The organism is Brachybacterium sp. UMB0905, assembly GCF_002871795.1.
GTDB lineage: Bacteria > Actinomycetota > Actinomycetes > Actinomycetales > Dermabacteraceae > Brachybacterium.
Map to the genome: position 1 here is coordinate 138,366 of NZ_PNHL01000006.1, position 13,421 is coordinate 151,786.

Below are 13,421 nucleotides of genomic sequence, written 5' to 3' on the forward strand. Positions count from 1 at the left end.
CGCTGAGGGACGGCTATGTCCGCGACCCCTGGAGCCTCCGTGACCTCACCTGCTGGACCGCACGTCCCCGCCCCGCATTCGCAGCCCGCGGCGCCGCCGCAGCCCGGCCCCGCCCCGGGCACCGATCTGAGCGCTGATCTCGGCGCGGCCCTGCGCTTCACCGGCCGGGGTCTGCTGCGCGGCGCCGCCGCGTTCCTGGTGCCCGCCGTCGTGCACATGGTCCTGCTGTTCCTGGTGATCGGCGGGTCGTTCGTCGCGCTGATGGCGGTGGTCATCGCCATGGTCGAGAGCTCCGGGGGCGGCGAGCCCGGCGCCGTTGAGGTGGTCGTCATCCTCCTGGGGTCCCTGGTGATGATTGTGCTCTCGAGTCTGGTGTCGATGCTGTGGATGTCCGGGGCGGCCCGCGTGTCCGCCGTCCTGGCCGATGGCCACAGGCCCACCATCCGGCAGGGCCTCGCGGGCCCCGGGCGGGTGATCGCCACCAGTCTGGTGGTGACGCTGCTGGTGGTCCTGGGGTCGATCCTGCTGTACCTGCCGGGCATCATCGCGGCGGTGCTGACCTTCTACGCGATCCCCGCCGCGCTGCGCGGCGCCTCCGTGGGTGCGGCGCTGAAGGAGTCCTTCACCCTGGTGAAGCAGAACCTGGGGATCACGCTCCTGGGGTATCTCATCTACTCCGTGGCGATGTCCGTTGCCTCGATGACGTTGATCGGGGCCCTGGTGGTGGTGCCCTTCGGGATGCTGCTGATGCTGGGGCTGTACGAGCGTCTGCAGGGCCGGGAGCTGCCGGACCTCGCGGCGGCCTGATCTGATGTCCGACGGCCCCCTGATCGTCCAGAGCGATAAGTCGCTGCTGCTGGAGGTGGATCATCCGCGCGCCCATGCGGCGCGCCTGGCGATCGCGGCCTTCGCGGAGCTGGAGCGAGCCCCGGAGCATGTGCACACCTACCGGATCACGGATCTGGGGCTGTGGAATGCCCGGGCTGCAGGGTATGACGCGGAGACCGTGGTCGCGGCGCTCGTGGATCATTCCCGCTACCCGGTGCCGCATGCCTTGCTGCTGGATGTGGCCGAGACGATGGCGCGCTACGGTCGGCTGCGTCTGGTGTCCACCCCGCGCGAGGGCCTCGTGCTGGAGGCCGCCGAGCCGGCGGACCTCGAGGAGGTGCGGCGGGCACGGAAGGTCGCCGAGCTGCTCGGCGCACGCCTGGATGAGCGGCGGGTGCGGGTGGCACCGTCGCAGCGGGGCGCCCTGAAGCAGGCGCTGTTGAAGCTCTCGCGGCCCGTGGAGGACCTGGCCGGGTACGTCGATGGCGCTGCGCACCCGATCACGCTGGATGAGCAGGACTGGCAGCTGCGGCCCTATCAGCGCGAGGCCGTGGACGGCTTCACCCACGGCGGCTCCGGCGTGGTGGTCCTCCCCTGCGGGGCGGGCAAGACCCTCGTCGGCGCCGGCGCGATGGCGGCACTCGGGCGCACCACCCTGATCCTCGCCACCTCGACGGTCTCCGCCCGGCAGTGGCGCGATGAGCTGCTGGCGCGCACCTCGCTGACGGAGGCGGAGATCGGCGAGTACTCGGGGGACCGCAAGGAGCTGCGGCCGGTGACGATCGCGACCTACCAGGTGCTGACGATGAAGCGCCGCGGCGTCCACCCGCACCTGGAGCTGATCAGTGCCCGGGACTGGGGGCTGATCATCTACGACGAGGTGCATCTGCTGCCCGCCCCGGTGTTCCGCATGACCGCGGACCTGCAGGCCCGTCGGCGCCTGGGGCTGACCGCCACGCTGGTGCGGGAGGACGGCCGGGAGGGTGAGGTGTTCTCCCTGATCGGCCCCAAACGGTATGACGCGCCGTGGAAGGACCTCGAGGCGCAGGGATACATCGCCCCCGCGGCGTGCACCGAGGTGCGGGTGGATCTGCCGGCCGCTGATCGGATGGCCTACGCGATGGCTGAGCCGAGCGATCGGGCGCGCCTGGGCGCTGCGCATGGGGCGAAGATCCACGTGGTGGAGCGCATCGCGGCCCGGCATGCCGGGGAGCCGCTGCTCGTGATCGGCCAGTACCTCGATCAGCTGGAGGAGATCGCCGAGCGCCTGGGCGCAGACCTCATCACGGGCAAGACCCCGGTGAGGCGCCGTCAGGAGCTGTTCGCGGCGTTCCGTGCCGGGACGATCACGCGCCTGGTGGTCTCGAAGGTCGCGAACTTCTCGATCGATCTGCCGGAGGCGTCGGTGGCGGTGCAGGTCTCCGGGACGTTCGGCTCGCGCCAGGAGGAGGCGCAGCGGCTGGGGCGTCTGCTGCGTCCCAAGGCCGATGGGCGCGGCGCCCACTTCTACACGGTGGTCATGCGCGACACCCAGGATCAGGACTTCGCCGCCCACCGCCAGCGCTTCCTCGCCGAGCAGGGGTACGCGTACTCGATCGTGGATGCGGAGGACCTGGAGGCGGGCTCGAACGGCCCCGCTCGCTGACCTGCTGCCCGGCCCGCACTACAGTGGCCCCAGCATCCCGGCCGCGTCGGCGGCGTCCCCCTCACACCTCAGGAGCGCGCGATGACCTCTTCCGATGACCGCACCCGGCCCGCTGATCCTCCGCGTGAGGAGCGCCCGCGGGGTGATGGCCGCTCGCGCGATGACCGCCCGTCGGACCGTGCGCGGGACGAGCGCCCGTCGGACCGTGCGCGCGAGGACCGTGCGCGCGATGAGCGCCATGAGCCCGTCTCCGAGGTGCCCGCCAGCGGTGGCCGCACCGCGGGGATGTGGATCGGCCTGATCCTGGGCGCGATCATCCTCATCCTGCTGCTGATCTTCGTGATCCAGAACAACGTCACAGCGAACTTCGAGTACTTCGGCGCCCAGTTCGATCTTCCGCTCGGGGTGGCGATGCTGCTGGCGGCGATCGCGGGCGCGCTGGTCATGGCGCTCGTGGGCTCGGTGCGGATGGTGCAGATGAGCTGGACCATCCGCAAGCTGCGCAAGCAGCAGGAGAAGATTCAGCGCACCATCCGCTGAGCACTCCCCCAGCCGTCACGCGCATCCAGGTGACGTTCAGCCGATTCCCATCCAAGCAGAGGACGGTGGTGCCATGAGCACCGAGAGCACCCAGGACTACGAGGCCCGTCTCCTCGTCGTCGACGACGAACCGAACATCCGCGACCTGCTGGCCACCTCCCTGCGCTTCGCCGGGTTCGAGGTGTTCACCGCAGCCACCGGCAATGAGGCGATCAAGCAGGCCACCGAGCAGCAACCGGACCTCGTCGTCCTCGATGTGATGCTCCCGGACATGGACGGTTTCACCGTCACACGCCGCCTGCGCGACCGCGGCGAGCAGTACCCCATCCTGTTCCTCACCGCCAAGGACGAGACACAGGACAAGGTGGCGGGTCTGACCGTCGGCGGCGATGACTACGTCACCAAGCCCTTCAGCCTCGAGGAGGTCGTGGCGCGGATCCGCGCGGTGCTGCGCCGCACCCACGGCGGACAGGAGGCCACCGGAGACTCCGCGCTCGTGGTGGGCGATCTGCGGCTGGATGAGGATTCGCATGAGGTGCATCGGGGGGATGTGAACATCGAGCTGTCCCCCACCGAGTTCAAGCTCCTGCGCTACCTCATGCTCAATGCCGGCCGCGTCGTCTCCAAGACGCAGATCCTCGACCACGTGTGGGACTACGACTGGTCCGGCGAGGTGGGGATCGTCGAGTCCTACATCTCCTACCTGCGGCGCAAGGTGGACGTGCTGGGCGAGCCGATGATCCACACCAAGCGCGGCATCGGCTACGTGCTGCGCGCCGCCGAGGGCTCCTGAGGCGGTGGCACTGCCCACCCTGCGCAGCGCGCGACCGGTCTCCCTGTGGACCCGGATCGTCGCGCTGATCTCGGCGCTGCTGGTGCTGGGGACGGTGCTCACGGGCAGCTTGTCGCTGTTCCTGCTCAACCGCACCCTGATCCAGTCGGTGGACAACAGCCTGCAGGCCGGGATGGGCGAGATGCTAGCGCTGGCGCAGGCAGAGCTGGCCGATGAGGACCAGGTCCTGCAGACCAGCCCCCGCACGCCGGTGGAGTATGCGGTGGAGATCCGCGATGCGCAGGGCCGCAGCATCGAGAAGCTTGTGGTGCACTACGGGCCCGGCTTTGTGACGATCCCGTTCCCGCAGATGTCCGATGAGCAGATCCTGGACCGAGCGGGCCGACCGTTCACGGTGGTGGATTCGGCGGAGAACCGCTGGCGCGTGGTCGCGATGCTCAACTCGGGACCGCAGAAGGGCAGCGTCTATGTCGCACTGCCGCTGGATGGCGTGGATCGCACGATGCGTGAGATGGCGCTGGTGATCGTGCTGGTCGGCACACTGGTGGTACTCGTGGGGATGGGGCTCGGCGGCTGGGTGACGCATCGGGCGCTCGAGCCGCTGCTGGATGTGGAGGCGACCGCCAGCCAGATCGCCGCAGGAGATCTCTCACGTCGCGTGCCCGTCACAGACACGAGCGCTGAGGTGCATGACCTGGCGCTCAGCCTCAACGAGATGCTGCTGCGGATCGAGCAGGCCTTCGCCGCGCAGTCCGCCTCCGAGGAGCACGCCACCCGGTCCGAGGCGCGGATGCGACGCTTCGTGGGCGATGCGTCCCATGAGCTGCGCACCCCGCTCGCGGCGATCCGGGGCTTCGGGGAACTGCATCGGATGGGGGCGCTGCGCACCGAGGAGGATGTCGCCTCGGCGATGCGGCGCATCGAAGATGAGGCGCGGCGGATGGGCTCGCTAGTGGAGAACCTGCTGCGGCTCGCCCGACTGGATGAGAACCCGGATCTGGAGCTGCGGCCGGTGGATCTGACCGATGCGCTGTTCGACGCCGCGCAGGATCTGCGGGCCCTGGATCCGGAGCGGCAGGTGATGGTGGTGTCGCTGTCGGGCACGCCGCTGACGGTGCAGCCGCATGTGGCGATCGGGGTGCACGGCGATGAGGCTTCGCTGCGGCAGGTGATCCTGAACCTGGTGGGCAATGCGAACCGCCACACCCCCAAGGGTTCGCCGGTGGAGATCGCGGTGGGCTACACCTCCCCGGAGAAGGTGCGCATCGAGATCCGCGACCACGGTGCGGGAATCGACGATGACCAGCGGAAGAAGGTGTTCGAGCGCTTCTACCGCACCGATTCCTCACGGGCCCGCTCGGCCTCGCAGGGCGGCGGCGCGGGGCTGGGGCTGTCGATCGCGGCGACGATCGTGGCCCAGCACAAGGGGCGGATCGGCGTCTCGGAAACACCGGGCGGCGGGGCGACGTTCTGGGTGGAGCTGATGGGCTGCGAGGTGCCGACGGGCGAGCGGGTGGTGCCCGATCAGATCCGGGCGATCACGCCCCGTCGGCCCGCCTCCCCCACGTCGGGCCCGACGAGTCCCGAGGCACGCTGAGCACCTGGCCGATGAAGCCCGCCTGACCGCGCTCGCGGGAGAGGGTATCCAGGTGCTCGAGGAAAGCGAGCGCGGCGGTGCGCCCGGCGTGGTCATGGTGCTCGAGGCGCGGCGGCGCGGCGGGGTCATCGCGGGTGAGGCGGAAGGCGCCGGGCGGGGCTGTGTCCTGGGGCGGCAGCGGGTCCACGTGACCGTAGGGCCCGACAATGAGGTCCGTCGGCACCGGGTGCAGCCCCAGGTCAGCAGCGTGCTCAGCGGAGCGGGTGGCGCGCGCCGCGGGGCGGTCCCGGCCGCGGATCCGCAGGGGGGAAGCGAGCAGCAGGCGAGTCAGCTCCCGGTCTCCGACGAACGTGACGCCCGCGGCCTCGAGGTCGGCGCGGCGCTCGAGGGGCCAGTCGTAGTGGTCCAGGTCGAAGGCGCGCGGAGGCAGCCCCGCGCGGGCGGCGGCCTCATGCAGCTCCTCGAGGGAGGTATCCGAGATCAGGTGCCCCCACACGGTGCCGTGGCGGGGCCAGCGCGGGGTGTCGGCGTAGACGGTCATGGGTGATCACCCCTCGGCGTCGCAGCGCCCCGTGCCCCCGCACCCCCACACGCCACGCCGATCATGCCCGCCGAGTGCACCGATTCGTGGCGATTCCGGCACGTTTCGGTGCACTCGCGGGGCTGGGGCGGCGTGTCGTGGCTGCGGCGGGTCACGGGTGCTTCAACGCCCGCTGTAGCTCGAGCTCCAGTTCGCGCTCAGTGTGGGCCTCGCGTGACCAGCTTCTGATCCACGCGGGCAGCAGAGCGAGCGTGATTGTGAACGCGGCGGCGGCGAGCAGGATCGGCACCGTGCCTGCCACCGGTTCGTCGATCAGCAGCACCGGGAGCAGCAGCACCGCGGCCAGCGCGATGCCCCACAGAGCGGTCATGAGGATGCTCAGCAGCGCCATGCTGCCGGCGGGGCGCCGGACCGTGCAGTCCCCGCCCACGGTGAGCGCGGTGAGCACGAGGTTCGCGCCGGTGAACAGCACGCTGAGCAGCAGCACGCGCCACGGCGGCTCGCCCGGGTCGGCAGAGAGTCCGAGCAGCCCGGCGGGGTGGGTCATCTCGATGCCGCGCAGCATCGTGATCACGCCCGTGAGCACGAGGGTGCCGAGCACAGCGGCGTGCTCGAGCCCGATCAGCCGCAGGCGCTCGCGCAACTGCGCGGAGATCTCCTCGGGCGGGAATTCCACCAGCGGCGGGCCGATGCGGCCGTGCCGGTACCAGCCGAGCGCCGCCCAGATCACCAGCAGAGCCACGGGGCTCGAGGCCGCCGTGAACAGGGCGAGGGCGAGGATCCCGAGGCAGCCGCCGAGCAGGAGCAACGTCGAGCGGGCGTGCAGCCTGTCCGTATCTCCCGCGCGCCACGCCGATCGCGTCCGCCGAGTGCGCCGATTCGTGGCGATTCCGGCACGTTTCGGTGCACTCGCGGGAGTGGGGCGGCGTGTCATCGGGCGTCGCCTCCCTCGCGCCCGGTGCCTCCCTCGCGCCCGGTGCCGACGGGCGTGCCCTGGTGGTGGCGCAGCAGCCAGCGGCCGCGGTGGCGGACCCAGATCGAGGCGCGCTCGCTGCAGCCTGCCGGGGTGGTCGTGGTGTATCGCAGCAGGATCACGCCGGGGGCGATCTCGTCGGCCACGAGGTCGTGTGCCTCGAGGCCCAGGACGGGTGCGAGGGCCGCGAGGATCTCCTCGCGATCCGCGACGCGGCCGTTCGCTCCGATCTCGGTGGCCTTGGGGTGCAGCAGCTCCGCGGCGCTTGGCGGGTCAGCGCGCAGGGCATCGGAGAGCAGCGCGAGCTCACGCGTGGTGACCTGCTCGAGGGCGCTCGCGCCGGGGGCATCGGCCACCCATTCCGTCTCCTCCACGGCGGTCGAGCAGGTGGCGGGGGCGGGGTCGTCCTCCGGTGCAGCGAGGAGGGACAGCAGGTCGTCGGCCTCATCCGCAGCAGCGCGGGGGGCGGTCATGGTGCGGGGCGAGGTCTCGGTGCGGGACGCGTCCGCGAACCCCGTCGGTCCTTCTCCAGCCGACCCGCTCCCCCTGTACCCGGGCCCGACCTGCGGGTCCTGGCCCTTGGAGTACGCGGTCGCGGCAGCAAGCGCACGGCGGTCCGCAGCTTCATTCATGGCGTGCCCAGCGTGGCCCTTGACCCACTCGAACTCGACGCTGCGGCCCGAGAGCGCCCGGTCGATCGCCTGCAGCAGCTCGCGGTTCAGCACGGGCTTGCCGTCCTTCTTGCGCCAGCCCTTGCGCTTCCAGCCCGGCATCCACTTCGTGACCGAGTTGATGACGTACTGGCTATCGCACAGGATCAGCAGGTGCTGGTCGGCATCGACCGCGGTGGCTTCGAGCAGGTCCAGCACGGCTTTCAGCTCGCCCATGTTGTTGGTGCCGTGGGGCCAGCCGCCGGCGCGCCAAGTGTCCTCGTCGATGTACCAGGCCCAGCCGGCGGGTCCGGGGTTGCCGAGGGCGGAGCCGTCGGCCGCTGCGGTGATGCTCATGCAGAGATCATGTCATCTGCGAGGTCGGCACCGGATTCGCAGTGGTCGCGACCACGGGGGATCCCGGCTGCGCCAGCAATGTCACCCCAGCACGGCGCGCAGCACCAGCACCCCGACAGCGCCGATAACCGCGGCGGCGGGCACGGTGATCACCCAAGCCATGGCGATCGGCTTCATGAGGTTCCAGTTCGCGGCCCGGTTGACAAGCCCGACACCCAGCACCGCGCCGATGAGGATGTGCGTGGAGGAGACGGGCAGGCCCAGCACAGAGGCGGTCATGACGACCGCCGCAGCGGAGAGTTCGGCCGCGAATCCGCTGGCGGGATGCATCGTCGTGAGGCCGGTGCCGACGGTCGCGATGACCTTGCGGCCCACGAACCACAGCCCGCACACGAGCGCGATGCCGGAGGCGAGCATCAGCGGTGCCGGAACTGCCGCCTCGGCGTTGATCGTTTCGGTGCGCAGGACGTCGAACACGGCGGCGAACGGTCCCACTGCGTTGGCGATGTCGTTGGAGCCGTGGCTGAAGGCGAAGGCGCAGGCGGTGAACACCTGCATCCAGCTGAACAGCAGGAAGGTGGACCGCGACAGGGCGGTGCGCTTGAGGGTCTTGGCGATGATGAACACGGCCAGCCACACGGCCGCGCCGATCATCAGCATCAGCAGCACGGAGGAGACGGGCGTGAAGTCCAGCCCCATGTTGGACAGACCCTTGAACAGCAGCATCGAGGTGATGACCACAGCACCGAAGGCGGCCAGCAGCGGCACCCACACCTCGAGGGCGCGGTGCGCATCGACCTCGTCGCGCCGGTCCTGGATCTCGTAGAGCTCGCGGTAGTAGTCGCTCTCCAGCTCGTCGCGGTCAAAGCCGTCCTCGGAGCTGACCACCACGGCGTCCCGCGCCATGGCGTTGGTGTACGCGATCTGCTGGAGCTCATCGAGCCGCTCGAAGGCGGCCTTGTGGCGGTCGCGGTGCTCGATCCGCTGGCGCTTGATATCCCGCAGCTGCTGGTCGGCCTCCTCGTTGTAGCGCAGGATCCCGCGTTTGATGGCGCCGAACAGCAGATAGGCAAGGATGCCGCCGAGCAGCGGGGACAGGAACCAGGAGATGACGATCTGGCCGATCTCGCCCCACTGGACCACGTTCCACCCGCCCTGGCCGGTGGTGAAGCCGAGTGCGAGCGACCCGCCCACGATGCCGCCGACGATGGAGTGGGTGGTGGAGACCGGCCAGCCGCGCTGGGTGGCGATCAGCAGCCAGACCGCGGCGCCCAACAGCGCGGCCATCATGATGAACGCGAAGTCCATCGGCTCCAGGTGCATGGCCTCGAGGTCCACGATGCCGCTGCGCACGGTCTCGGTCACCTCACCACCGGCGATGACCGCGCCACCCACCTCGAACACGGCGGCGACCAGCAGCGCCTGTTTCATGGTGAGGGTGCCGGCGCCGACGGAGGTGCCGAAGGAGTTGGCGACATCGTTGCCGCCGATGTTGAAGGCCATGAACATGCCGAACAGGACGGTCACCGTGAGGATGCCCAGCGGCGCCGTGGCCGGCAGCTCGCCTATGGCCCAGAAGCCGAATCCCACGAGGGCGGCCAGCAGCAGTGAGCCGAACACGACGTGCCACCAGATGTCGTTCGAGGTACCTGGGGCTCCCTGGACGGGCGGGGCGGTTGACGGGGCGGGTGCGGACATGAGGTCACCTCCGGCGGCGGCCGACCCTGCTCAGCAGGGTGGTGGTGGACGGACCCCGCTACCGTCGCCCCGCCAGTTTGCCCTCAGGTGACGTTCAGGTGACGAGTCGACAAGGGGTCGGGGTCGAGTCGAGGGACCGGGGTCGAGTCGGCCCCCCGTTCCACGAACGGCACTCAGATGACCGGCCGCCTGCACTATGCACGCGCCCGGTCATCTGAGTCCCTTTCGTGGTTGGATCCTCTGCGCGCCGGGCGATGACGGCCGCGGGGAGTGTCACCCCAGCACGGCGCGCAGCACCAGCACCCCGAGGGCGCCGATGACCGCGGCGGCGGGCACGGTGATCACCCAAGCCATCGCGATCGGCTTCATGAGCTTCCAGTTCGCGGCTCGGTTGACGAGCCCCACTCCCAGCACGGCGCCGATGAGGATGTGTGTGGAGGAGACCGGCAGGCCCAGCACGGAAGCGGCCAGCACCACGGCGGCGGCGGACAGCTCGGCGGCGAATCCGCTGGCGGGGTGGATGCGGGTGAGTCCGGAGCCGACGGTGGTGATGACGCGCCGACCCACGAACCACAGTCCCGCGACGAGGGCGACGCCCGCGGCGATGAGCAGCGGCGCGGGGATCACGGCCTCGTCGGCGATCTCGCCGGTACGCAGGACGTCGAACACAGCGGCGAACGGTCCCACGGCATTAGCGATGTCGTTGGCACCGTGGCTGAAGGCGAAGGCGCAAGCGGTGAACACCTGCATCCAGCTGAACAGGAAGAATGTGGAGCGGGCCGGGGAGGTGCGGCGCAGCGTACGGGCCAGCATGAACACGGCCATCCACACACCCGCGGCGATCATGACCATGAGGGTGATGCCGGGCGCGGCCTCGAGCTCGAGACCGATGTTGGACAGGCCCTTGAACAGCATCATCGCGGTGATGACGACCGCGCCGAGGGCAGCCAGCAGGGGCACCCACAGCTCGAGGGCCCGGTGCGCAGCGGCGTCGACCGGGGCTGTCGCGGAGGTCGGTGAGGCCGACTGCTCGTCATCCAGGGTGCTGGTCGCGAGGGCGGCGGATGCGGCAGCGGAGTCCATGCTGGTGGCGGGCGCCGCGGTGGGGTCGACGGCGGTGGCTGGCGCGTTCGCGTCCCCGGAGACGGAGAGCGTCTCATCTTCGATGAGGTCGGCGCGGGTCGCCGAGGAGGTGCGGTGCTGGATCTCGCCGAGGCGCTCGAAGGCGGGCCGGGGACCCTGGGCTCCGTTCTTGCGTTCGCGGCCGATCGCGTCGAGGTTCTCCTCCGCCATCGCGTCGTAGCGCAGGATCCCGCGCTTGATGACGGTGTAGAGGAGATAGGCGATGATCCCGCCGAGCAGCGGGGAGAGGAACCAGGAGCTGACGATCTGGCCGATCTTCCCCCACTGCACCATCTCGAGACCGCCCTGACCGGTCAGGAATCCGAGGGACAGGGAACCGCCGACGATGCCGCCGACGATCGAGTGGGTGGTGGAGACGGGCCAGCCGCGGCGGGTGGCGATGAGCAGCCAGATGGCGGCGCCGAGCAGCGCGGACATCATGATGATGGCGAAGTCCGGCGCGGACAGGTGGAGGACCTCGAGGTTGACGATGCCGCTGCGGACGGTTTCGGTGACGGCGCCCCCGGCGATGACCGCGCCGCCGACCTCGAAGACGGCGGCGACCAGCAGCGCCTGCTTCATGGTGAGGGTGCCGGCGCCGACAGAGGTGCCGAAGGAGTTGGCGACGTCGTTGCCGCCGATGTTGAAGGCCATGAACAGGCCGAACACGACGGTGAGGATGAGGACCACCCGAGGTGCCGACCCGGGCAGCTGGCCGTGGGCCCACAGGGTGAAGGCGATGACGCTGACCGCGAGCAGGACTGCGAAGGTGAGATGCCAGGTCCGGTCCGATACAGCACCGGACGGGGCCGGATCCTCGGACGCGGTGGAGGACGTGTGCTCGGGCGGTGCGGAGACAGACACGAGGAACACCTTACTGCCGGGTGGCGCGCCGGTGAATGTGAGGTGAATAGGCCGATTGGGAGTTGCGCGCGGCGCCCGGGAGGAACCGTCAGTAGGGCGGATTCTCGGGGTCGTAGAGCGGGGTGGCGGGACCGGGTGGGCCTGCGGCTGGTTCGTCACTGCCTGGTTCACCCGTCACCGAACCGCCCTCGTCATTTCCCGTCCCACATCCGCTCGCCTCGCCTCCGCTCGCCTCTCCCCGTGCTCGGCGGTGGGCGTCTTCCTCGCGTTCGAGGTAGGAGTTCCACACGACGCGCAGGTGGTCGCCGAGCTCGCGGGTGACGAGGTCGGTGTTGCGTGCGGTCTCGGTCAAGGGGCGGCTGCGTCCGCGGGTGCGGGCAGTCCACGTGGTCACCCCGGTGTTGGGGTCGCGGATCGGGTCGATGAGCCCGAGGGTTTTGAGCCGGTGATGGCTGTAGCAGAGCCGGTGGAGGTTCTCCGGACTGGTGGGGCCACCACGGTCTGGATGCTGGTGGTCGAATTCTTCGATGTGGTCCGTTTCGCCGCTGGTGGTGACGATGGTGCTGCACCCGGGGACTGCGCAGATCGGGTCGATCTGCCGCAGCAACTCCTGCATCGACCGACTCACCTGATAGGTCTTCGCCGCCCGCGGCAGGAACGAGCCGTCCACGGGATCGGTCAGCACCCGGTGGAACACCGGGGCGTTCACCACGAGGTCACGGGCCATGGCGGGCGGGATCGGATGCGCCCCATCCACCTCACCCGGAGCCTCGGACTGACCGAGCAGCGTCATCACGGGCACGGTCACGTTGATCCGGAACCCGGACTCGGGCACCTCAATACCGTCGGTCCCGAACGCGGTGCGGGTCAGGATCGCGTAACGCAGCGCCGCGAGACTCATAGGCCTGCCGGTCTCCGCAACGGTGCCGAACACATCGAACGGGAGGTCAGATTCGTCCGCGGCCAGTGCCTGGCGCTGCGCCATCTGGACGGCGCGGGCGGCGGCGTCGAGTCGGTGGCCGAGTGCGGTGATCTCCGGGACGGGGCCGGTGACCTGCAGGCACGCGGTGCCGTCCATGTCTGGGGAGGTGAACACCTCGACATTGCGCTGCTGGGTGGGGTGCTCCTGCTGCAGGCCAGCACCGAACCATGCGATGAGTATGCGTAGCTCGCGGTAGAAGCGGTTCACGTCGATCCCGGCGAGGTCCCACTCAGCGACCACGTCATCAACCTGACGACGCTGCTCAGGCTCGAGGCGACGCGTGGAGCGGATCAACCACTCAAACCACTCCACCGGCAACACACCACCCGCGACGAGATCCAGGCACAGGGGCAGGTCCCGGGTGGCCTGCACAGCATCGCGCAGCTTCCCCTCCGCACGCCCCACCTTGGAACGCAAACCAGCTGCAGCGATCAGACAGTTGACCGCCAGCTCATCCGCCTCACCGGGATGGTCGTCGTCCACGGTCCACAGCAGCGCCAGGTCCCGGACCTCTTCGGCGTAGAGGGTGCCGCCGAGGCGACGGCGTTCCTGCACCCGGACCATGAGCTGGGCTTCATCACAGTCCGCCTCCGAGCCGGAGCGTACCGCGGCCATCGCGGGCGTGGTGGCGCCGCGCCCACGGATGATCCTGCGCGGAGGGCCAGCGGGAGCGGCCGCCGTATCCTTCCCGCGCCCACCCGTACGCGGGACACGCGACGCGCTCTCGCCGCGGCTCACCGGCCGCGAACCAGCTCTGCCCGGCTGTACATCATCGAGTCCCATCACGCACCCCCTTTCCGGCGCCACATCGAGCCTTTCCGAACACCTCCA

At 70.0% G+C, this 13,421-nt stretch carries 11 protein-coding genes; 5 read left to right on the forward strand and 6 right to left on the reverse strand.

Going from position 1 to position 13,421, the window contains the following annotated elements; translation table 11 throughout:
* Window positions 1-39: 39 nt before the first annotated feature.
* The 5 genes from CJ197_RS07600 to CJ197_RS07620 all read left to right on the forward strand — a co-directional run bounded on the left by CJ197_RS07600 (window position 40) and on the right by CJ197_RS07620 (window position 5,403).
* Window positions 40-807, forward strand: a complete 768-nt coding sequence (locus tag CJ197_RS07600) for a hypothetical protein (RefSeq protein ID WP_146007727.1) — start codon at window positions 40-42, stop codon at window positions 805-807.
* A gap of 4 nt (window positions 808-811) precedes the next feature.
* Window positions 812-2,473: a DNA repair helicase XPB gene (locus CJ197_RS07605; RefSeq protein WP_102236139.1), complete on the forward strand. Its 1,662-nt coding sequence runs from the start codon at window positions 812-814 to the stop codon at window positions 2,471-2,473.
* A gap of 81 nt (window positions 2,474-2,554) precedes the next feature.
* Entirely contained in the window at window positions 2,555-3,013 is a 459-nt protein-coding gene (locus tag CJ197_RS07610; protein ID WP_102236140.1) for a lipopolysaccharide assembly LapA domain-containing protein, read from the forward strand.
* A gap of 73 nt (window positions 3,014-3,086) precedes the next feature.
* The gene (locus CJ197_RS07615) at window positions 3,087-3,806 is read left to right on the forward strand and encodes a response regulator transcription factor (RefSeq protein WP_102236141.1); all 720 of its coding nucleotides are present in this window, start codon (window positions 3,087-3,089) and stop codon (window positions 3,804-3,806) included.
* 4 nt (window positions 3,807-3,810) lie between these two features.
* Window positions 3,811-5,403 (forward strand): HAMP domain-containing sensor histidine kinase, encoded by a 1,593-nt coding sequence (locus tag CJ197_RS07620; RefSeq protein WP_102236142.1) that lies wholly within the window; start codon window positions 3,811-3,813, stop codon window positions 5,401-5,403.
* Here CJ197_RS07620 and CJ197_RS07625 read toward each other — a convergent pair.
* The 6 genes from CJ197_RS07625 to CJ197_RS07650 form a co-directional block, all read right to left on the reverse strand.
* Window positions 5,345-5,944, reverse strand: a complete 600-nt coding sequence (locus tag CJ197_RS07625; protein ID WP_102236143.1) for a DUF4031 domain-containing protein — start codon at window positions 5,942-5,944, stop codon at window positions 5,345-5,347. The two genes, CJ197_RS07620 and CJ197_RS07625, sit on opposite strands and share 59 nt — an antisense overlap.
* Window positions 5,945-6,095: 151 nt before the next feature.
* Window positions 6,096-6,878 (reverse strand): hypothetical protein, encoded by a 783-nt coding sequence (locus tag CJ197_RS07630; RefSeq protein ID WP_146007728.1) that lies wholly within the window; start codon window positions 6,876-6,878, stop codon window positions 6,096-6,098.
* The gene (locus tag CJ197_RS07635) at window positions 6,875-7,924 is read right to left on the reverse strand and encodes a ribonuclease HI family protein (protein WP_102236145.1); all 1,050 of its coding nucleotides are present in this window, start codon (window positions 7,922-7,924) and stop codon (window positions 6,875-6,877) included. Before CJ197_RS07635 ends, CJ197_RS07630 begins: the two co-directional genes overlap by 4 nt.
* A gap of 81 nt (window positions 7,925-8,005) precedes the next feature.
* Window positions 8,006-9,622, reverse strand: a complete 1,617-nt coding sequence (locus tag CJ197_RS07640; protein WP_102236146.1) for an inorganic phosphate transporter — start codon at window positions 9,620-9,622, stop codon at window positions 8,006-8,008.
* A 273-nt stretch (window positions 9,623-9,895) separates the two neighbouring features.
* On the reverse strand, window positions 9,896-11,608 hold the full coding sequence (locus CJ197_RS07645; RefSeq protein ID WP_158239408.1) for an inorganic phosphate transporter: 1,713 nt from the start codon (window positions 11,606-11,608) through the stop codon (window positions 9,896-9,898).
* A gap of 88 nt (window positions 11,609-11,696) precedes the next feature.
* Window positions 11,697-13,205: an HNH endonuclease signature motif containing protein gene (locus tag CJ197_RS07650; RefSeq protein WP_102236147.1), complete on the reverse strand. Its 1,509-nt coding sequence runs from the start codon at window positions 13,203-13,205 to the stop codon at window positions 11,697-11,699.
* Window positions 13,206-13,421: the final 216 nt, after the last annotated feature.

Bases quoted from the DNA above. Each gene is read 5' to 3' on its own strand.
- CJ197_RS07605 (WP_102236139.1), top strand. From the start codon at position 812: ATGTCCGACGGCCCCCTGATCGTCCAGAGCGATAAGTCGCTGCTGCTG.
- CJ197_RS07610 (WP_102236140.1), top strand. From the start codon at position 2,555: ATGACCTCTTCCGATGACCGCACCCGGCCCGCTGATCCTCCGCGTGAG.
- CJ197_RS07615 (WP_102236141.1), top strand. From the start codon at position 3,087: ATGAGCACCGAGAGCACCCAGGACTACGAGGCCCGTCTCCTCGTCGTC.
- CJ197_RS07625 (WP_102236143.1), bottom strand. From the start codon at position 5,944: ATGACCGTCTACGCCGACACCCCGCGCTGGCCCCGCCACGGCACCGTG.
- CJ197_RS07630 (WP_146007728.1), bottom strand. From the start codon at position 6,878: ATGACACGCCGCCCCACTCCCGCGAGTGCACCGAAACGTGCCGGAATC.
- CJ197_RS07635 (WP_102236145.1), bottom strand. From the start codon at position 7,924: ATGAGCATCACCGCAGCGGCCGACGGCTCCGCCCTCGGCAACCCCGGA.
- CJ197_RS07640 (WP_102236146.1), bottom strand. From the start codon at position 9,622: ATGTCCGCACCCGCCCCGTCAACCGCCCCGCCCGTCCAGGGAGCCCCA.
- CJ197_RS07650 (WP_102236147.1), bottom strand. From the start codon at position 13,205: ATGGCCGCGGTACGCTCCGGCTCGGAGGCGGACTGTGATGAAGCCCAG.